The organism is Malonomonas rubra (assembly GCF_003247215.1).
GTDB lineage: Bacteria > Desulfobacterota > Desulfuromonadia > Desulfuromonadales > Geopsychrobacteraceae > Malonomonas > Malonomonas rubra_A.
The window spans coordinates 18554-38754 of record NZ_QKAP01000059.1 but is presented as its reverse complement, the minus strand read 5'-3'; the positions used below and the strand labels follow the sequence as shown (position 1 = coordinate 38754).

Genomic DNA, 20201 nt, shown 5'->3' with positions numbered 1-20201 from the left:
CAGCTCACTTCCTATCGCTTCCTTCAGACCCTGCCGTTGCCAGCAACGCCCTTGCGATTCGGATTGTCTTCCCCCTGATCGGGGCGACGCTTGCTTCTTTCAGCAAGCCGGGTTTGCCAGCTCCGCTGGGCAAACAACAAAAGCGAGACTGGAAAATCTCCAGTCCCGCTCACAAAGATTTACATTCTACCATAGGATACTTATATCACCCGACTGCGATCTCAAACTGCTCGATATGAAAACCTGGGCGGGAATTGATTGAGATATGCCGTCCGTAGCGCTGCTCCAATTCATCGATGCCGACCCGTTCTTCATCGATCAGCAGTCCGGCGATGTCTGGATGCGCCAGAAGGGTAATATGCCCGGCAGGTAGGTCAGCCATCTCCCGGTGCAGCTCACGAAGGATTTCGTAGATGATGGTCAGCTTGCCTTTGACGTAGCCCTTTCCTTCACAATAAGAGCAGGGTTCGCAGAGGGTGCGACCGATCGATTCGCGCACCCGCTTGCGAGTCATCTCGACCAGTCCCAGTTCGGAAATTTTCAGAATATTCGTTTTGTTCTTGTCGCCTTTCAGCGCTTCTTCAAGTGCCGCATGAACTTTTTCGCGGTGCGCTTCCTTCTCCATATCAATGAAGTCGATGATGATCAGGCCGCCTATATTGCGCAGCCGCAGCTGGAAAGCGATCTCTTTGAGCGCTTCGAGATTGGTCTTGAGGATGGTGTCCTCGAGGTTGTGCTTGCCGACATAACGCCCGGTGTTGACGTCGATGGCGGTCAACGCTTCGGTCTGCTCGATAATGATCGATCCGCCACTCTTCAGCCAGACCTTGCGCCCCAGCGCACGGGAAATCTCCACCTCCAGACCGTAGGCATCGAAGATCGGCTCGTCACCGTCATACAACTCAATGCAGTAGTTAAGCTTCGGCATGAAAGTACGGATAAAGCGAACAATTTTGTTGTACTCTTCTTGACTATCAACCACAATCCGCTGGATTTCCTCGGTGAGGATATCGCGAAGTACCTTGCTGGTGACATCGAGATCGGAGTGAATCAGGCTGGGGGCCTTACGCTGATCAATGTCGCGGCTTAAGTCGTCCCACAAACCGACCAGGAACTCCATGTCGCCGCGGAGTTCATCTTCGCTCTTCCCCTCGGAGACGGTACGGACGATGAAGCCTGTGCCTGGCTCGCGCATCGACTCGACCACCTGTTTGAGCCGCTCCCGCTCCTCCTCACACTCGATCCGGCGGGAAATGCCAACGTGATCGACAGTCGGCATGTAGACCAAGTGGCGGCCCGGCAACGAAATGTGCGAAGTGATCCGAGCCCCTTTGGTGCCGATCGGTTCTTTGGAGATCTGTACCAAGAGCTCCTGCCCTTCTTTCAGCAGGTCTTCGATCGGCGGAAGCGCGGTCAAGTCTCCCCCTTCGGTCTGGTCAAGTCCCGGCTCCTCGCCTTCGATGGTCCGCTCAACCTGCTCCATTTCGTCGAGTACATCGGCCACATAGAGAAAAGCCGCTTTTTCCAGGCCGATATCGACAAACGCCGCCTGCATGCCGGGCAGCACCCGGATCACTCTCCCCTTGTAGATATTCCCGACGATCCCCCGCTCCCGCTCCCGCTCAATATAAAGCTCAGCAATATGGCCCCCTTCAAGCAAAGCCACACGGGTCTCGTGGGAGGTGGTGCAAATGACCAGCTCCTTCCGCATATTTTCTCTCCAAATTCTTCTATATCGTTAAAGTGAAACTTTAAATTCTATTGATCTGCGGCAGGAGCGTCTTCCGACGCAGCGTCCACCGCTAAATCTTTAAGAGTAATGCCGATCTTGCGAACCTGCAAGCGCCGAATCTCCTCGACGTCCATTTCCAGCAGATAAGCGGCAACCTGCAGCGGGCTGCCTTTTTTCAGTTCCAGCTCCAACTCGCCATCAAGCAAAGTCATATTCTGTACATCCGGACGCAGATCAAACTCGATTTCACGCCCTTTTTTCTGCTTGCGGACGATCACCGTCTTTGCCGCCAGAAAATCAGCGATCCGCGTGTCCAAGTCGACCGAAGCCGTTTGCGGCAGTGGCACCCGATAACAACTGGTAGCTACCGACACCGATGGCGATGGCGATTTCCAAGGCACGACCTCCCCTTCAATAACTGTGAACCCATCCGGAAGTTGAACATTCAAATCATACACTAACTGATCAACATCGACAGGACAGAGCAATTCCAAGTCGATCAGCTCCGCTTCGCTGGCGACTCCCATCGGCAAGGCCTCCAGATAGGAGATCTTCGGTTTCGGATGAAAACCGCCTGAAAAGCGAATCGGCATCCCGGTGCGTCGTACCGCGCGTTGAAACATGCTCAGATACTCGAGGTGGGCAACCATCCGTGCCCGACCACGTTTGGCGAGCTTCAGCCGCACCCGGGTGAAATTCTCCGGCTTTCCCTCTTCGAGCGCGCTCTCTATTTTAGTCAACGGCTCGACCTGAGCCGCTTCAGTCAGACGCATCCGCAAGGCCTCAAAATCGCAAACCCCACACCCGTGACAATCGTCGCCACGACAATCGGTAGTAGCGGAGCCGGAGAGAGCCTTTTCTAATTCACGCCGAAAGAAACTTTTCGGCAGCCCACAGTCGATGTGATCCCAAGGCAGAACTTCGTCGACATTTCGTGCCCGCAGATACCATTCCGGGTCGATCCCACAATCGGCGAAAGCCTGCTGCCAGGCTTCGAAAGCGAAGTGCTCACGCCAGCCATCAAAGCGACAGCCGAGTTCGAGCGCCCTTTCCAAAACCGCCGATAAACGCCGATCCCCCCTGGCAAACACCCCCTCCAGGAAGGAGAGTTCTGCTTCATGGTACTTGAAGCGCAACTTCTTTTTCCGCAACCCATCGCGCAGCAAAGTCTGTTTGCGCCGGGTTTCTTCGATCCCGATCTGGGGTTGCCACTGAAACGGCGTGTGCGGCTTTGGCACAAAAGTCGATACCGCAACGTTCACATCGTTACCGCCAGTCCCTCTACCGCTACGCTTAACCTGCGCGGCCAGCTCGACCAGCTCATCCAGGTCTTCGTCGGTTTCGGTCGGCAAGCCTTGCATGAAATAGAGCTTGACTAGGCGCCAACCAAGCCGGTAGGCGTTACCGGTGGTTTCCAGCAGATCGGCGGCACTGATCCCCTTGTTGATCACCGCCCGCAGACGTTCGCTGCCCGCCTCCGGGGCGAGGGTAAAGCCGGTCTTGCGTACCTTTTTCACCTCCTCCATCAACTCCTCGGTCAGGGAGCCGACCCGCAGGCTGGGTAAAGAGACAGCCACTCGATCATCAGCATGCTCCGCCATCAGGCTGCGCAGCAGCGGCTCGATGCAGCTGTAATCGCCAGTAGATAGGGACAGGAGCGAGATTTCTTCATAGCCGGAGTTTTCCAAGGCCTGGTGAACCAAGTTACGGATCGTCTCCGGGCTACGTTCTCGAACCGGCCGGTAGATATAACCGGCTTGGCAAAAACGGCAACCGCGCGTGCATCCGCGGGAGATCTCCATTGCCACCCGGTTGTGCACCGTCTGCATGAAAGGGATGATCGGCTGAGTCGGAAAAGGGGCTGGTTCCAGATCGGTAAGAAACCGACGCCGGACCTTTTGGTAGCCGGCATGCAACGGAGCGATTTCAGCCACCCTGCCATCAGCAAGGTAGCTGACAGAAAAAAACTCCGGCACGTAAAAGCCCTCGCAAGCCGCCAGTTTTTCCAGCAGCTGCCGACGACTCCAGTCATGTTTTTTCGCTTCTCGAACCGCTTCAGCCAGTTCGACGATCGCCTCTTCCCCGTCACCGATGAGGGCAACATCAAAAAAATCGGCCAGAGGTTCCGGGTTGTAGGCGCAAGGTCCACCAACCACGATCAACGGCGCCGACTCGTCCCGCTGCTCGCGGCGCAGCGGTAGTCCAGACAACTGCAACATCCCCAGCAGATTGGTGTAGCTGAGTTCGTACTGCAGTGTAAAACCGATGATGTCGAACGCAGTCAGTGGCCGGTTCGTCTCAAGCGAGCAGAGTGGCTGTTCATTCTCAACCAGCCACTGCGCCATATCGGGCCAGGGGGCATATACCCGCTCGGCAGCAGCCCATTCTAGGCGATTCAGGATGTGGTAAAGAATCGGAAAACCGATGTGACTCATCCCGACTTCATAGACATCGGGAAAGGCCAAAGCCATGTGCACATCGATACCGTTATCAACTTTGCAGATCGAACCAAGTTCACCACCCAGATAACGGGACGGTTTGGTAACTTGGATCAATGCCTCTGTCTGATCAATTCTGTTCAAAAGCAGTCCTTATACATAGAACGAAAAAGGGTACTAAGCTAGCACCCAAAGAATCTGAAGACAAGCGATTTAAAAGGTTTTTTGTAATTTTAGCGAAGATTTCAACCGGCAAGGTAGCACACGCCAACATTTTCCCGCTCAGCATTAAAAGCTTTGAAAAAAAGGCATAAAAAGAGTTGCTATTCCTTTTCAAGCAGATCCTGCCGCAGCCTATAGAAGATTTCGATCAATACATCAATCCAGATTAGGCATTTTCTCTCCAGAATCTCCCACCCTGAAAAGCTGTCGAAAAAAATCTTTTAATACAGCCCCAAAGAAAGCTTTCCGTAACATTGAGCTGAAAAACTTGAGTTGCTGAGTCCCCCCCTCCCGCTGCCGAGGCACAAAGACAAAGAAAACTTCCGGAGTTGATCGATATGACAAAAAAAAACCTAGATATCTTCATCGCAAAGGAGGCGTCAGAAAAATATGAACATGCTATTATTGATCAAAATGTCTGAGTTGGCTCTGAATTGAATTTTTCCGCCTAAGACAGGGGTTTGCTTATGCCGATCCGCATCGCCTGCAATCATGTCACCAAATACAAATTTGACAGGCCAGTGTCCCTCTCACCGCATGTGCTGCGACTACGGCCAGCCCCCCACTGCCGGACGCCGATCCGGGCCTTCTCGCTGAAGGTCACCCCACAGAAACATTTCATCAATTGGCAGCAGGATGCGTTCGGCAATTATCTGGCACGGCTGGTGTTTCTGGAGAAAACCCGCGAACTGTGCTTCGAAGTTGAAGTGATCGCCGACATGACCGCCTACAATCCGTTCGATTTTTTTATCGAGGATTACGCGGAGAAGTATCCCTTCAGTTACACCGAACTGGAACGCCGCGAGCTCGCCCCCTATCTCCAGATCGTCGATTCCGGACCGTTATTGAAGAACTGGCTGGAAAAGATCGACCGTTCCGAAATCAAGACCGTCGATTTTCTGGTCGATGTCAATCGCCAGGTGCAGCAGGCGATCACCTACAGCGTGCGCCTGGAGCCGGGGATACAGTCCAGCGACACCACCTTGGAGCGCAAAATCGGTTCCTGCCGCGATTCGGCTTGGCTGCTGGTGCAGATTTTCCGCCATCTGGGGTTGGCGGCCCGCTTTGTCAGTGGCTACCTGGTGCAGCTGACGCCGGACGAAAAATCACTCGACGGCCCCTCCGGACCTGAAGCCGATTTCACCGACCTGCACGCCTGGACCGAGGTTTATGTTCCTGGAGCCGGCTGGGTCGGTCTCGACCCGACCTCCGGGCTTCTCGCCAGCGAGGGACATATCCCGCTCGCCTGTACGCCGCACCCTGCCAGCGCTGCCCCGGTCACCGGGGCGACCGACGTCTGCGAGGTGGAATTTGAACACAGCAACAAGGTCAGCCGAATTCACGAAGATCCACGCGTCACCAAACCATACAGCAACGAGCAATGGTTATTGATCAACGCTCTCGGCGAAAAAGTCGATGAAGAGCTGACAGCTGGAGATGTCCGCCTGACCATGGGAGGAGAACCGACCTTTGTCTCCATCGACGATATGGATGGTGCCGAGTGGAACACCAAGGCTGACGGCCAACATAAGCGCCAGCTTGCATACGATCTGACCCTCCGGCTACGTGACAATTTCTCCATCGGTGGGTTGCTGCATTTCGGCCAGGGGAAATGGTACCCAGGAGAACCGCTACCGCGCTGGGCCAACGGCTGCTTCTGGCGCAAGGACCGGCAACCGATCTGGCAGAATCCCGAGTTACTGGCAGACATCTCCCGAGATTACGGCTATGACCACGCAGACGCATTGGCATTTGCTCAGTCATTGAGCGAAACACTCGGGTTTGGGGCGGATGCGTTGGTGCCTGGTTACGAAGACACCCTTTACTGGCTCTGGAAAGAAGGAACGGTGCCGGCCAACATCGATCCGGCGAGTGCCAAACTGAATGATTCAGTGGAGCGGCGCACCCTCGCGCAGGTGCTGCAACGGGGATTGGGCAATCCGGTCGGTTATGCGCTCCCGCTGCGCTGGGACTGGCAAACCCAGACTTGGGGGACCACCCCTTGGGAGTTCCGCAACGGGAAGATGCTACTGATCCCCGGCGACTCGCCAATGGGATTGCGCTTGCCACTCGCCTCGCTCCCCTGGGTTGCTCCGGAAAAGCGCGAGCCTTTCGTTGAGCAAAGCCAGTTTCAGCCCTTGCCGGAACTTGAAAACTACCATGGACTCTGGGCCGGGAAACTGGAACCGGAAATCCAGGAGGAGGCAATCCCTCAACCTCCGACCACCAAACTGGAACGTGATGTGGAGGAAAAACTGGTTGAGATCAGCCACACCGCGCTCTGCATAGAAGCGCACACCGGTCGTTTGAATATTTTTATGCCGCCACTCGGGGTACTGGAACATTACCTCGACCTGATCGCCCTGATCGAGACGACGGCGACCAAGCTGCAGATGCCGGTGGTCATCGTGGGCTACGAGCCGCCGCGCGACTGGCGAATCGAACGTCTCTCGGTGACGCCCGATCCGGGAGTGATCGAAGTCAACATTCACCCGGCGAACAGCTGGCGAGAGATCGTCGAGAACACCCAGACCCTCTATGAGCAGGCGCGGCTGGCCCGCCTCGGCACCGAGAAGTTCATGCTCGATGGCCACCATACAGGCACTGGGGGTGGCAACCACATCACCATCGGAGGCCCAACGCCGGCGGACAGCCCCCTGCTGCGGCGACCAGACCTTTTGCGCAGCCTGGTCAGTTACTGGCAGCATCACCCCGGACTTTCCTACCTGTTCTCCGGAATGTTCATGGGGCCAACCAGTCAGGCACCGCGCATTGATGAGGCGCGGGAGGATTCCATCTACGAGCTGGAAATCGCTTTTGAGCAGATGCCGGAGGGGGAAGTCCCGAGCCCCTGGCTGGTCGATCGGCTTCTACGCAACCTGTTGATCGATGTGACTGGCAATACCCATCGCGCCGAGTTCTGCATCGACAAGCTTTATTCGCCCGACAGCGCTTCCGGCCGTCTCGGGATAGTCGAACTGCGAGCCTTCGAGATGCCGCCACATGCGCAGATGAGCCTGGTGCAGAATCTGCTGCTGCGCACCCTGATTGCCTGGTTCTGGAAACGACCCTACAAGCATGAACTGGTGCGCTGGGGGACGGCACTGCACGACCGGTTCCTGCTGCCTTATTTTGTCCGGCAGGACATCAAGCAGGTGGTTTCCGATCTGCAGACCGCCGGTTATCAGTTTCAGTTCGACTGGTTTGAACCGTTCTTCGAATTCCGCTTCCCGAGGTATGGCACGGTACAGGTTGATGATATCGAGCTAGAGCTACGTTTTGCCATCGAACCCTGGCATGTGCTGGGCGAAGAGGTGGGGAGTCAGGGCACTGCGCGCTTCGTCGATTCGTCGATGGAGCGGTTGCAGGTGAGAGTGACGGGTCTGACCGAGGAGCGGCATGTCATCACCTGCAACGGTCGGCGCTTGCCGCTGCATAAGACAGGGCGGAAAGATGAATTTGTCGCCGGGGTGCGGTACAGGGCCTGGGCACCGCCTTCCGCATTGCACCCCACAATTCCGGTTCACTCGCCGCTGGTTTTTGATGTGATCGACACTTGGAACGGACGTTCTATCGGTGGCTGCAGCTATCATGTATCCCACCCGGGTGGCCGCAGTTACGATGATTTTCCGGTCAATGCCATAACCGCCGAGGCCCGGCGGGTGACATTATTCCGGGAGACCAGTCACACCCAGGGGCCATTGCAACCGCTGCCGGAATATCGAGCGCTTGGCAAGTTTTTCCCCAAGGGGTCACCTCCGGGGCCACAAACACCGCCAAGCGAAGAGATCAACCTGGAGTTTCCATATACTCTTGATCTGCGCCGTAAACCGGCATAACCGATTGTAAAAACAGACAGAATGTCAGTGAGTCTAACGTGAAGGACAAATCAATTCCTCTGCCAGACAAAGACGTTGCACAGGTGGTAAACAGTGGAGTTTATTCCGCATCTGGGGATCTCTCGCCACACTGGGAGCAGCTCATGCAAGCGCTGGAAAAGTTCAGCACCAAACGGCTGCAGAGACGGAGCAAGGATGCCAAACGGTTGCTGCAGGAAAACGGCGCGATCCACAACGTTTTCGATTCTCCCAAAGCCCAGCGTGCTTGGCAATTTGACCCGATTCCATTGGTGTTCGGCTCCGCGGAGTGGGCGCAACTGGAAGAGGCCCTGATTCAGAGGGCAGAACTGCTGAACCTTCTGCTGAAGGACATCTACGGTCCGCAGAAGCTGATCGCCAACGGGCTGCTGCCACCGGAATTGGTGTTTGCCCATAAAAATTTCCTCTATCCCTGCCTCGGCCTGATCCCTCCTGACCAGCCGGCCTTAAGCCTCTATTCAGCCAATGTGGCCAAAAGTCGGAACGGTAGTTACTGGGTGATTGACGACTACGTCAACCCCCCGCTTGGAGCCGGCTACGCGCTGGAAACCCGGATCATCATGACCCGCAGTTTCCCGCAGATTTTTACTGACTTCCAGGTTCACCGCCTAGCCTGGTATTTCCGTGCCCTGCGCAACAACCTGACCCACCTGGCCCGGCACAACCAGCAGGACCCCTGCATTGTCATGCTCTCTCCCGGTCCTGACCATGGCTCATTTTTCGAGCACGCCTACCTAGCCTCCTATCTCGGTTACCCCCTGGTTCAGGGAGGGGATCTGACCGTCCGGGACAACCGCCTATGGCTGAAATCGGTCGAAGGCTTGCGCCAAGTCGATGTGATCTTGCGCCGACTTGATGATGATTATTGCGACTCGCTGGAATTGCGCAGCGATTCGTTGCTCGGAGTCGCCGGCCTGCTGCAGGTGGTGAGGCGAGGCAATGTTGCCATTGCCAACCCGATCGGTAGCAGCGTGCTGGAAAATCCAGGGTTAATGGCATTTCTGCCAGGAATCTGCCGACACTATCTGGGCGAGGAGCTGAAAATCCCTTCAGTTGCGACCTGGTGGTGTGGACAGGAGAAAGAGCGCAACTATGTTCTGGAACATCTCGACCGGCTTATCATCAAGCCGATTCACCCCCTGCCAAACCTGCCAGTAGCAACCCACGGTAGCAACGTTGCCGCACAGCGCAAGTGGAGAAAACTGATTCAGGCCAAACCGCACCTGTTCGTCGGCCAACAGCTGATCGATTTTGCGACCTATCCGGCATTTGCGGATGACCGCATCTGTTCCAAGCAGAGCCTACTGAGCGTCTACCTGACAGCAAAGGAAGATTCATACTCGGTCATGCCTGGGGGAGTAACCCGGGTTGGCTCGGAGCAAGACAGCCTGCTGCAACTTAATCAGCCAGGGGACGAAATCAAGGACACCTGGGTGCTAACCCCGGAACCGGGCAAACAGGTCAACCTTTGGTTGCAAGCGCAACCAAACCAGTTGATCAAATCCCAGGCCAGCTCACTCCCGAGCCGGGCAGCGGAAAACCTGTTCTGGGCCGGGCGCTATGCAGAACGCGCAGAACAAACCGCCCGACTGCTAAGGTCGATCCTGGTCAAGCTGCGCGAGGTGAACGAGTTTCGCGATGCCGATGACCGACTCGCTCTGAATCATCTGCTGCGCGCGCTAACCCATGTCACGTTGACCTATCCCGGCTTTGTCGGGGAAGGCTCACAGGAGAAGCTCGAGAACCCGCGTGAGGAACTGCTCTCCCTGGTACGCGATGTACGCCCGGGAGGGATTCGCTCATCACTGAACTCCTTGTGGAATGCGGCTTACGCCATTCGCGACCTGTTGCCGGCCGACGCCTGGAGGGTTATCGATAACATGAAGCAGAACTGGAACCCGAAGATTTCCAGCCTGCAGATCGGCAGCGGTAGATTACATGAAAGCATCAACCGGCTGATCATTCAGCTAGCTGGGTTCAGCGGCCTGGCCTATGAAAATATGTCTCGAGAAACCGCCTGGCAGCTGTTGAACATTGGTCGGCGTCTGGAGCGCGCCTTGAACCTGATCGCGCTGCTGCGTGCGGCGCTGGTACCCAGTTACACTGGCGCAATGGGCGCACAGGTTCTGGAGGCGGTGCTGGCGACCTGCAACAGCCTGATCGTATTTCGCCGGCGCTATCGCTCGTTTATCCAGCTGGCACCGGTGCTGGAACTATTGTTGATGGACGAAAACTATCCCCGCGCTCTAGCCTGCCAGCTGCGCCAGCTGAAAAAACACATCCAGTCGTTACCCCACAACCAGGAGGCGGAACCGCGCTCCGATGACCAGCTAATCACTCAGGCAATCAATGAGCTGAACGATACCGTGCAACAAAGATTGATCAAGATGTCGAGCGATGAGGAAATCTACCCCCTGCTGGAAAGTTTTCTCACCGAACAGGAAGAGCGCCTGCAAAAGCTTTCAGAAGAGCTGATGTGGCTTTATTTCAGTCCCACGCTCGAACCGCGTCAGTTGGGAAGCCGGCATAGGGAGGGACAATGAAATACCGGATCAAACATATTACCGAATACCACTACAGCGAACCGGTCCAGCTGTGTCGCAACCAGGCCAGCCTGCTGCCTCGCAGCACCGAGTTCCAGCTGTGCCGAAACAGCTCTCTGAAGGTTTCTCCCACAGCCGACGACCTCCACGAGAGGAAAGATTTTTTCGGCAACCGGGTGACGCATTTTGCCCTGCAGGAACCACACGAAAAGCTGGTCGTCACAGCGCAGAGCGAGGTGGAGATCATTGCCAATCAAGCACTGTTCGATGCAACACAGGGCAAAGCCTGGGACGGTGTGCGGGCGCATCTGCGTACGGTCAGGAACCCCGACACCCTGACAGTGCTCCCCTATCTGTACGATTCGCCGCTGGTTCGGGAAATCCCGCAACTAGTCGACTATGCCAGTCCATCCTTTCCGCCGGGGCGGCCGTTGCCGGAGGCGGTCGAGGAGTTGATGCAGCGCATCTACCAGGATTTCCGTTATGACCCGGAGGTCACGACGATCAGTACCCCCCTGCAGGAGGTACTAGCGAATCGACACGGAGTCTGCCAGGACTTTGCCCATCTCGGCATCGGCTGTTTGCGGGCTATGGGGCTTGCCGCAAGATATGTGAGCGGTTATATTGAAACGATCCCACCCCCCGGAACGAAACGGCTGGTAGGCGCGGATGCGTCGCATGCTTGGTTTTCGATTTTTTCTCCGGGCATCGGCTGGATCGATTTTGATCCGACCAACAATCAAATACCTGCTGAGCAGCATATCACGGTAGCCTGGGGGCGTGATTTTTCAGATGTATCCCCCTTAAAAGGGATCGCATTGGGCGGCGGAGAACACACTGTTGTAGTTTCCGTCGATGTTGCCAGACTGACTGAATAATTTAGTTGCAATCGATTTACAAAGGCGTAAATCCCTGATTTGCATGTCCTGGCTTTATGCTCAGGAGGTCTGTCTCATCTTAAAGGAGATTTATATGAGATTTGATAGATATGAAACAGAGGGATTTTATGACGAACTTTTCGATGAACAGAATCAGCCTCGCGGTGGCGCCGATGTGCTGATCGAAAGGATAAACGCACTACCTGAGACCGAGTTGCAACGGCGGCAGAAGGCAGCGGAACTGGCATTACTGAACCTGGGGATCACCTTCAATGTTTACGGCAACGACGCGCAGATCGAAAAGATCTTCCCCTTCGACATCGTCCCGCGGATCGTTCAGGCCAAAGAGTGGGAAAATCTCGAAAAGGGCCTCAAGCAACGCATCACCGCCCTGAATGCATTTATCAATGATATCTACAATGACCAGAAGATTCTCAAGGATGGTGTAGTCCCGGCGGATTTGGTACTCACCGCCGAAGGTTTTCGCAAACCCTGTATCGGTCTGCAACCACCCAGCGGAGTCTGGTGTCACATCACCGGCACAGACTTGGTCCGGCACGGCGACGGCCAGTTCTACGTCCTTGAGGATAACCTGCGTTGCCCGTCCGGGGTATCCTACGTGCTGGAAAACCGGCTGATCATGAAACGGACCTTTCCGACGGTGTTCGACGCCTGCAGCGTGCAGCCTGTCACTGACTACCCAAGCCGCCTGCTGGAGATGCTGCAACAGATGGCACCAGACGGAGTGCGATCCCCGATGGTGGTGGTCTGGACCCCCGGTATCTACAACTCCGCTTACTTCGAGCACAGCTTCTTGGCGCAGCAGATGGGAGTTCCGCTGGTCGAGGGAAGTGACCTGGTGGTTCATAAGGGAGAGGTGATGATGCGCACCACCAAGGGACTGGAGCGGGTCGATGTCATCTATCGGCGGATTGATGATGATTTCATGGACCCGAAGGCCTTCCGTCCCGATTCGATGCTTGGCGTGCCAGGCTTGATGAAAGCCTACAGTAAAGGGAAGGTCGCCCTTGCCAACGCGCCGGGAACCGGTGTGGCAGATGACAAGGCTGTCTATGCCTACGTCCCTGAGATCATTAAGTATTACCTTGGCGAGGAGGCGATTACCCAGAACGTGCCAACTTACGCCTGCTGGCGTGAGGATGACCGTAAGTACGTTCTGGAGAACCTCGACAAGCTGGTGGTCAAGGCGGTCAACGAATCGGGCGGGTATGGCATGCTGGTCGGTCCACACGCGACCCAGGCCGAGAGGGATGAATTCGCTACGCGGATCAAAGCCAAGCCACGTACCTATATCGCTCAACCGACCCTGGCGCTGTCGCGGGTTCCGGTGCTGGTCAACGATCACTTCGAAGGGCGGCATGTCGACCTGCGTCCCTATATTCTCTACGGCAAGGACAGTGTCTACGTCCTGCCGGGAGGACTGACCCGGGTGGCCCTGAAAAAAGGGTCGCTAGTGGTCAACTCGTCACAGGGGGGAGGAAGTAAAGACACCTGGGTGCTCAATGCCAGCGGTGGTGGCTCACCGGAATCACCGATCCAGGATCAGAGTCAGGAGGAGTAATCATGCTCAGCAGAGTCGCCAACTCCATCTACTGGTTGAATCGCTATATTGAACGGGCAGAAAACGTCGCCCGCTTCATCGACGCCAACTATCATATGGCTCTGGATATCCCGGACAACGCCAGTGCCCAATGGCAGCCGCTGATTAATACTACCGGTGACCATGAGCTGTTCGAAGAACTGTACGGCGAGGTGAACCGGGAAAATGCTATCGAGTTTCTGGTATTCGACCGGAACAACCCCAACTCAATCTACTCCTGTGTCCGCGCGGCCCGCGAAAATGCCCGTTCGGTGCGGGAATACATCAGTTCGGAGATGTGGGAACAGATCAACACCTTTTACCTGATGATCAACGCCGCAGCCAAAGAAACCTTGATGGATCTGCCGCACAAGATCTTCGTCGATATAATGACCGCCAGCCACACCTTCATCGGCATCACCGATTCAACCATGAATCACGGGGAGGGATGGCATTTTGGACGGATGGGCCGGATGCTGGAGCGGGCCGACAAGACGACGCGGATTCTCGACGTTAAATACTATATCCTGTTGCCCTCGGTAGAGTATGTTGGCAGTTCTTACGACAACCTGCTCTGGGGAGCGCTGCTGCGTTCGGCCAGCGCCTTTGAGATGTATCGCAAACGACATGGCCGTATCAACCCACGGAAGATAGTCGATTTCCTACTGCTTGATCCTCATTTCCCGCGAGCCGTCCATTATTCAATCATTACCGCGATCATCTCGATGAACAACATTACCGGCAGTCCGCGCGGCACCTTCGCCAACAAGGCCGAACAAAAACTTGGCCGACTCCTGGCCGAGTTCAATTTCGCCTCGCTCGACGAGGTCTTCGAGATCGGCTTGCACGAATACCTCGATCAGACCCAGACCCGTATCAACGGGGTCGGATCGGAAATCCATGAGGTATTTTTCAGCCCTCACACGATAGACTCTTAAAGCATGTATTCTCTTTAAAAAAAGATCTTTGCCAGCAACACCTAGGCGATCGGGGTTGCTGCAAAGATCATGACCTGGCGGTCGGGCCTCTCACACATTTTCCCCCCAGGGTTTTTCACTCCAAAACTGTTCTCTGAGTCGCTCCTCCGGGTATTGCTCCAGAAACTGCTCCCGAGAAAAATCGAATCGATAGTCGCCGACATAGGTACTGAGGATTTTATAGGCCGCGTTAATCCGTTTTATTTTATCGGCATCCGCTTGTTCCCCACTGTCGGGATGATAACGCCGCACCAGTTCACGGTGCCTGATTTTGATCTTCTTCCAAGTCACGCTAGAAGGCAAATTGAATTCTTCCAACGCAGCCACCAAATCAGCAAAAGTCATAAACCCTCCAAGTCAGATTTGTCACTATCGAAGGCGAAAAGTTCCGCCAGTATACCTCAGAGAAAAAACGGGCAAAAGAGGCTGCGACTGCAATTGACACCCCCTCCTCATTCAGCATAGGATATCCGCCTGTTTAACCCCGCTTCACATGGGAAATACCTTGGCCAAACAGAAAACTATTTTCAGCTGTCAGCAGTGTGGTTTCCAGAACCCCAAATGGCTCGGGAAATGTCCCGATTGCGGGCAGTGGAACACCCTGGTGGAAGAGCAACCGGTCGAGCAGAGCAAGCACAGCCGCGCCCTGACATCTCCCGGCAAACCGCAGAAGTTAGCCGAGATTACCAGCCGCGAGGAGGACCGTCTGCACTGCGGCATCGGCGAACTCGACCGAACCCTCGGCGGCGGGGTGGTGCCTGGTTCGCTGATCCTGGTCGGCGGCGATCCCGGCATCGGTAAGTCGACCTTGCTGTTGCAGGCGACCGATCAACTAGCGAGGCAAGGCACAGTCCTCTACGTGACTGCCGAGGAATCGGCGCGCCAGGTCAAGCTGCGGGGCGAACGGCTCGGCACCACCGCCAACAACCTCTACCTGCTGGCGGAGACATCGCTAGAACAGATCAAGGCGCGGATTAAGGAGCTTCAGCCCGACTTTCTGGTCATTGACTCGATCCAGACCATCTTCACCAACAGTATCGAGTCGGCCCCCGGCAGTGTCAGCCAAGTCCGCGAGTGCACTGGGCAGCTAATGATCCAGGCCAAAGGGGAAGGCCTACCGACCTTTCTGGTCGGTCATGTCACCAAGGACGGCGCCATCGCCGGGCCAAGGGTGCTTGAACACATGGTCGATACTGTCCTCTATTTCGAAGGCGACCCCGGCCATCCCTATCGGATCCTGCGCGCGGTGAAAAACCGCTTCGGCTCGACCAACGAAATTGGCGTCTTCGAGATGCAGGATAAAGGTCTGCGCGAAGTTGATAACCCTTCGGAGCTGTTTCTCGCCGAGCGCCCCGAAAAAAGTGCCGGCAGCGCCGTGGTTCCTTCCCTAGAAGGGAGCCGGCCGATCTTGGTCGAACTGCAGGCGCTGGTTTCCAGCAGCTCCTTCGGCACCCCGCAGCGTACTGCCATCGGTCTTGACCACAAGCGGGTGGCGCTGCTGGTGGCGATTCTAGAAAAGAAAGTCGAGCTGTCGCTGGCCGGACAGGATATCTTCCTCAACGTTGCCGGTGGCGTGCGCCTCGACGAACCGGCGGTCGACCTGGCAGCCATCGCAGCGCTCGCCTCCAGTCACCTGAACAAGGTGATTGACCCGCAAACTGTGCTGTTCGGCGAAGTTGGCCTGACCGGCGAGGTGCGTGCCGTCTCACAACCGGAACTGCGGGTCAAGGAAGCGGCCCGGCTTGGCTTCAACCGCTGTGTGCTGCCAAAAAGCAGCCTGAAAAACCTCGACACACCTAAAGGGATGCAACTGATCGGCGTGCGCCATGCCAGCGAAGCACTGGACGCTATATTTCTTTAAGTAAAGGAGAAAAAATGTCTGATAAATTGACCCATTTCGACGCTGACGGCAAAGCGATCATGGTTGATGTCGGCGACAAAGCAATCACCAAACGTGAGGCGCTTGCAGCCGGTGAAATCCGGATGCAACCAGCAACCCTACAAATGATTATCGATCGTAAAATGCAAAAAGGGGACGTCTTGGCGGTCGCACGGCTGGCTGGAATCATGGGTGCTAAGCAGACCTCTTCACTGATTCCGCTCTGCCATCCGCTGCCGATCACCTCGGTTGAGGTCGACTTCGACACAGATCCCGAAAAAGGCATCGTCCGCGTCGGCGCCCTTGCCAAGGTGACCGGCCAGACTGGCATCGAAATGGAAGCTTTGACCGCAGTATCGATTGCCGCCCTGACTATTTACGACATGTGCAAAGCAGTCGACAAGGGGATGGAAATCGGCCAGATTCGCCTGCTGCGCAAGAGTGGTGGTCGCAGCGGCACCTTTGAACGTGTGGAAGCAAAGTAATTCGTTTGGAAAAATTAACAAAGTCTGATAAATTTTCCAGCGAGTCGATAGCCTTCCGTTATTCGACGACCTCAACGACGAACGGATCAACATGGAAACGTACAGCTACAGCATCCGTAAAAGTTTTTTGATTCCCTTGGGGCTGGTCGTTATACTGACCCTGATACTGCTTATCTGCTGTCTGATTCTTAACGTGCCTCTTGCCAAGACCCTGATTCTAGGCGCCTTCACCTTGCCGGTCATTTTGCTGTTTATCGAGAGTTGCCTGCGCCGTGTCAGCATTGATGCCGCTGGAGTGCAAATCCACAGACCACTGCGCAACAAGCGGATAGACTATAGTGAGATGACTGCCATCGACACGGTACGGGTTCGCAAGCGTGCCTTTGTCAGCCTCAGCAGCAAAACCGATTTCATCATTTTTTCGAACAGTTATGAAAACTTCGGTCAACTCCTCAAAGAGTTGTTGAACAAGGCTCCGGAGAAGACAATCAGCGATGAAACACGCCAATTGGCAGCCAATCCCCCGGAGAAAACCAGTGATGTTTTTTCCGCGTGGGTCGCGGTTGCCGTTCTGGCGCTGATTATTTATGTACAATTGAGGGGCGCATTTTAGGCGCCAATTGGGTTAATATAGCTGCAATATTGAAAGACGGCTACTTGGAAGGAAATGCGTTATGGAAGAAACGATTCTGGCTGAATTCAAAGAGCTGTTGCAAAAGCAGATGCAGGACCTGCTGCACAATGCTGGTGAGACGGTTTCAGAAATGACCGAAGAAAAAACCAACTTCCCAGATCCGACGGATAGAGCGTCCCTCGAATCGGACCGTAACTTCGAGCTGCGTATCCGAGACCGTGAACGCAAACTGCTCAACAAAATCCGCGAAGCTCTGGGGCGGATTGAAAGCGGTGAGTTCGGTCTGTGCGAAAGTTGTGAAGAGCCAATCAGCGTGGAAAGATTGCGTGCCCGCCCGGTCACCACATTGTGCATCGACTGCAAAACAGAAGAAGAACGACAAGAGCGGATCGGCTAAAACCAAACTTGATCGGTCGGGAGTGCACAAGCATGTGCGCTCCCGATTTTTTTTGGCAGGAAACAACAACCATGTCCGCAACAAACCGCCGACTTGCACAACTGACCCTGCTTTCAAAACTGGGGCAAGCTCTTAACTCTGCGACCAGCTTACATTCACTCTGCCAGTCAACCACACAGCTGCTGCTCGAATACGAAGATGTCTGTGGCGTCATTATCCGTCCGCGCCTTTACGGAAATCCACCCCCGAATGCCTGTTACTGCGCTTCTTCCTCGAGCGATCCTGCTCTTAAGCTGTTATTTTTACAAATAGACTGCCAACTGGCCACAGAGGCCCTGCAGCAGGGAAAAAACTGCTTGCGTCAACCACTTTCCGGACAGCGGCTGAAAAACATACCGGCTTCGGTCTACTCGCTGCCGCTACGGGTTCATGACCGCAATTTCGGCACACTCAGCCTTTTTGGCAGTAGCCCGAACAGGAAAAATACTTTCACCCGTGAACAACAACAATTTTTCCAGACCTGCGCCTATCAAATCTCCCAAGCCTTCGAACAGCTGGTCACCATGGCCCGCTTGCGCCAGGTTTCAACCTCCGACTTCCGCAGGCTGCAGGGCTTGTCGTTGCTTTACCGCATTACTCAGCTACTGCATAGTACCCTGTCACCGAACGAGTTGCTCCACCTGATCCTGTCGCTGCTGGTTTCCCACGACGGTGGCAGCTTTCACCGCGCCATGCTGTTTATGGTCAACCAGCGCAGCGGTACCATGCAGGGCATCCTCGGCGTCACCCGGGAGAGCGTCAGCTACCTGCTGCCGGAGGGTCTACCGCCGGTCCATACCCAGGAGATCAAGATCCCAGAAGACGCGCAACGAAGACAACGGGAGGCACCCTTCTCACAGGAAGTCATGCAACAGCGACTTGACATCGAAACCAACGAAAGCTGCCTGGCGATCGCCGCCCGTGAGCAGAAAGCGATACTGATTACCAAGGAGCAGGTGGATTCCGACCTGGTTGATCCTTTATGCAAGTATTTACACAAAGGTCACCATGCCACAGTTCCCCTGCTCAGCCGCGGTAGGACTCTCTGTGTGCTCTCGGTCGATAATGCCGACAGCGGCGAAGCGATCGATGCAGAACGTCTGCGTTTTCTGGAGATGTTTGCCGGCCAAGCGGGGATCGCCCTCGACAACGCGCAGCTGCTGCAACGGGTGGAAACCGCTCATCAGAGCCTGCGCGAAACGCAGGAACAGTTGCTGCAGCGTGAAAAATTGGCAACCATTGGTGAGATGTCGGCATCAATTGCCCACGAATTGAAAAACCCGCTGGTTTCGGTAGGCGGGTTTGCCCGACGACTGACCAAGTCGCTGGACAAGACTGATACCAGCTACAAGTACGCGGAGATTATCCAGCAGGAGACCGAACGGTTGGAAAAAATGCTCGATAACATCCTCTCTTTTTCCAAGCAACATCTGCTCTGCATTGAGCAATACCAACTTGAAGAAGTCATCGACAAGGTCATTGCCCTGGAAGAAGAAAAGCTGCAAAACGCAGAAATATCTTTACAACTGCAGCTGGAAGAAAATTTGCCGAAGCTGCAAGGGGATTCGGAGCAGCTACAGCAGGTTTTCCTCAATCTGATCTCCAATGCTCGCCAAGCAATGCCGAAGGGCGGGGAAATCAAGATTATCGGTCACCAAAGCCGCCTGCGTGGTGAACCGGCGGTCCGGGTTGAAATCCATGATAGCGGTAGCGGCATCCCCCCGAAACAGATGCGCAATATTTTCAACCCCTTCTTTACCACCAAAGAAGAAGGTACCGGCCTGGGATTGCCCATCAGTCATCGGATCATCGAGCATCATGAGGGGGAGATCGGTGTGATCAACACCGCTTCAGGGGCTTGTTTTAGCATTATATTGCCGGTCAGGCTCCAACACAGAAGCGCCGACCCGATCGGGCGGCAGGAATTACACTAACGGATTGTCGCCGTGGTTCTTTTCACTTCCCACCGCCCCTTGCCGGAGGCTAGGGAGCCCGCCTGTCCGGCCCGGGATAATCTTTCGCATTTCGATAATCGCGCAACTTTGCGCAATCGCGTACGATATTAACCCAGCCTTCGGTACGTTTGAACGATTTGATCTTTCCAGTCGCAATCAAGACATCTAAAGCATCGTTGCTAACGACGCCAGTACTGCCGTCAAGATAGATGACCTTGACCTGAGAAATTTTCATTTCAACCCCTCTAGAGTCATTAGCGATAATTAATTATCAGGCAGATTAACCAAAAAACAGATCCTTTTCCAGCACAAAAATCCTCAGCCCCTCTCTCATTTAAAAAAGACCAAAATCTACGTTACATAAAGCATTCTTTTTCTTGACTACAAAACTTCAAATAGGGTACTCTAAATTACACAAAACAGATGACCTGTTCATCTGGGAGCCCGGTGATACCCCCCCTCCATCACCGGGCTTTTTTTATTAAAAAAGAAACGCCCCCGAATTTTTTTCGGGGGCGTTTCTTTTCATACACTATCCAGGTCC

General features: G+C 54.9%; 14 protein-coding genes. 10 read left to right on the top strand and 4 right to left on the bottom strand.

Going from position 1 to position 20201, the window contains the following annotated elements; genetic code table 11:
* Positions 1 to 205 precede the first annotated feature (205 nt).
* Positions 206 to 1711 (bottom strand): Rne/Rng family ribonuclease, encoded by a 1506-nt coding sequence (locus Q7J88_RS05695; RefSeq protein ID WP_303721190.1) that lies wholly within the window; start codon positions 1709 to 1711, stop codon positions 206 to 208.
* A gap of 47 nt (positions 1712 to 1758) precedes the next feature.
* The gene (locus tag Q7J88_RS05690; RefSeq protein WP_303721189.1) at positions 1759 to 4314 is read right to left on the bottom strand and encodes a TIGR03960 family B12-binding radical SAM protein; all 2556 of its coding nucleotides are present in this window, start codon (positions 4312 to 4314) and stop codon (positions 1759 to 1761) included.
* A 545-nt stretch (positions 4315 to 4859) separates the two neighbouring features.
* Here Q7J88_RS05690 and Q7J88_RS05685 point away from each other — a divergent pair.
* The 5 genes from Q7J88_RS05685 (at position 4860) to Q7J88_RS05665 (ending at position 14229) form a co-directional block, all read left to right on the top strand.
* The gene (locus Q7J88_RS05685; RefSeq protein WP_303721188.1) at positions 4860 to 8231 is read left to right on the top strand and encodes a DUF2126 domain-containing protein; all 3372 of its coding nucleotides are present in this window, start codon (positions 4860 to 4862) and stop codon (positions 8229 to 8231) included.
* Between the two features lie 143 nt (positions 8232 to 8374).
* Positions 8375 to 10813, top strand: a complete 2439-nt coding sequence (locus Q7J88_RS05680; protein WP_303721187.1) for a circularly permuted type 2 ATP-grasp protein — start codon at positions 8375 to 8377, stop codon at positions 10811 to 10813.
* Positions 10810 to 11691 carry a transglutaminase family protein gene (locus Q7J88_RS05675; protein WP_303721186.1) on the top strand — a complete coding sequence of 294 codons (882 nt, stop codon included), beginning with the start codon at positions 10810 to 10812 and terminating at the stop codon, positions 11689 to 11691. The genes Q7J88_RS05680 and Q7J88_RS05675 overlap by 4 nt, the downstream gene beginning before the upstream one ends.
* A gap of 94 nt (positions 11692 to 11785) precedes the next feature.
* Entirely contained in the window at positions 11786 to 13273 is a 1488-nt protein-coding gene (locus tag Q7J88_RS05670) for a circularly permuted type 2 ATP-grasp protein (protein ID WP_303721185.1), read from the top strand.
* A 2-nt stretch (positions 13274 to 13275) separates the two neighbouring features.
* Positions 13276 to 14229, top strand: a complete 954-nt coding sequence (locus tag Q7J88_RS05665; protein ID WP_303721184.1) for an alpha-E domain-containing protein — start codon at positions 13276 to 13278, stop codon at positions 14227 to 14229.
* Between the two features lie 90 nt (positions 14230 to 14319).
* On the opposite strand, the gene Q7J88_RS05660 is transcribed toward Q7J88_RS05665, so the two are convergent.
* Positions 14320 to 14613 (bottom strand): J domain-containing protein, encoded by a 294-nt coding sequence (locus Q7J88_RS05660; protein ID WP_303721183.1) that lies wholly within the window; start codon positions 14611 to 14613, stop codon positions 14320 to 14322.
* A gap of 148 nt (positions 14614 to 14761) precedes the next feature.
* Between Q7J88_RS05660 and radA the strand changes: the two genes are divergently transcribed.
* The 5 genes from radA (at position 14762) to Q7J88_RS05635 (ending at position 19636) form a co-directional block, all read left to right on the top strand.
* Complete coding sequence (gene radA / locus Q7J88_RS05655; RefSeq protein WP_369681978.1) at positions 14762 to 16129, top strand: DNA repair protein RadA; 1368 nt, start codon at positions 14762 to 14764, stop codon at positions 16127 to 16129.
* A gap of 14 nt (positions 16130 to 16143) precedes the next feature.
* Positions 16144 to 16632, top strand: a complete 489-nt coding sequence (moaC, locus tag Q7J88_RS05650) for a cyclic pyranopterin monophosphate synthase MoaC (RefSeq protein ID WP_303721181.1) — start codon at positions 16144 to 16146, stop codon at positions 16630 to 16632.
* Positions 16633 to 16723: 91 nt separating this feature from the next.
* Positions 16724 to 17245 carry a hypothetical protein gene (locus tag Q7J88_RS05645; RefSeq protein ID WP_303721180.1) on the top strand — a complete coding sequence of 174 codons (522 nt, stop codon included), beginning with the start codon at positions 16724 to 16726 and terminating at the stop codon, positions 17243 to 17245.
* A gap of 61 nt (positions 17246 to 17306) precedes the next feature.
* The gene (gene dksA / locus Q7J88_RS05640) at positions 17307 to 17663 is read left to right on the top strand and encodes an RNA polymerase-binding protein DksA (RefSeq protein ID WP_303721179.1); all 357 of its coding nucleotides are present in this window, start codon (positions 17307 to 17309) and stop codon (positions 17661 to 17663) included.
* Between the two features lie 71 nt (positions 17664 to 17734).
* The gene (locus Q7J88_RS05635) at positions 17735 to 19636 is read left to right on the top strand and encodes an ATP-binding protein (RefSeq protein WP_303721178.1); all 1902 of its coding nucleotides are present in this window, start codon (positions 17735 to 17737) and stop codon (positions 19634 to 19636) included.
* 49 nt (positions 19637 to 19685) lie between these two features.
* Here Q7J88_RS05635 and Q7J88_RS05630 read toward each other — a convergent pair whose 3' ends face one another.
* Positions 19686 to 19892, bottom strand: a complete 207-nt coding sequence (locus Q7J88_RS05630; protein WP_303721177.1) for a GSU3473 family protein — start codon at positions 19890 to 19892, stop codon at positions 19686 to 19688.
* Positions 19893 to 20201 lie beyond the last annotated feature (309 nt).

What these genes read in the sequence shown, in the direction of transcription:
- Q7J88_RS05695 (WP_303721190.1), bottom strand. Translation starts at nt 1,711, where the DNA reads ATGCGGAAGGAGCTGGTCATTTGCACCACCTCCCACGAGACCCGTGTG.
- Q7J88_RS05685 (WP_303721188.1), top strand. Translation starts at nt 4,860, where the DNA reads ATGCCGATCCGCATCGCCTGCAATCATGTCACCAAATACAAATTTGAC.
- Q7J88_RS05680 (WP_303721187.1), top strand. Translation starts at nt 8,375, where the DNA reads ATGCAAGCGCTGGAAAAGTTCAGCACCAAACGGCTGCAGAGACGGAGC.
- Q7J88_RS05675 (WP_303721186.1), top strand. Translation starts at nt 10,810, where the DNA reads ATGAAATACCGGATCAAACATATTACCGAATACCACTACAGCGAACCG.
- Q7J88_RS05670 (WP_303721185.1), top strand. Translation starts at nt 11,786, where the DNA reads ATGAGATTTGATAGATATGAAACAGAGGGATTTTATGACGAACTTTTC.
- Q7J88_RS05665 (WP_303721184.1), top strand. Translation starts at nt 13,276, where the DNA reads ATGCTCAGCAGAGTCGCCAACTCCATCTACTGGTTGAATCGCTATATT.
- Q7J88_RS05660 (WP_303721183.1), bottom strand. Translation starts at nt 14,613, where the DNA reads ATGACTTTTGCTGATTTGGTGGCTGCGTTGGAAGAATTCAATTTGCCT.
- radA (WP_369681978.1), top strand. Translation starts at nt 14,762, where the DNA reads ATGGGAAATACCTTGGCCAAACAGAAAACTATTTTCAGCTGTCAGCAG.
- moaC (WP_303721181.1), top strand. Translation starts at nt 16,144, where the DNA reads ATGTCTGATAAATTGACCCATTTCGACGCTGACGGCAAAGCGATCATG.
- Q7J88_RS05645 (WP_303721180.1), top strand. Translation starts at nt 16,724, where the DNA reads ATGGAAACGTACAGCTACAGCATCCGTAAAAGTTTTTTGATTCCCTTG.
- dksA (WP_303721179.1), top strand. Translation starts at nt 17,307, where the DNA reads ATGGAAGAAACGATTCTGGCTGAATTCAAAGAGCTGTTGCAAAAGCAG.
- Q7J88_RS05635 (WP_303721178.1), top strand. Translation starts at nt 17,735, where the DNA reads ATGTCCGCAACAAACCGCCGACTTGCACAACTGACCCTGCTTTCAAAA.
- Q7J88_RS05630 (WP_303721177.1), bottom strand. Translation starts at nt 19,892, where the DNA reads ATGAAAATTTCTCAGGTCAAGGTCATCTATCTTGACGGCAGTACTGGC.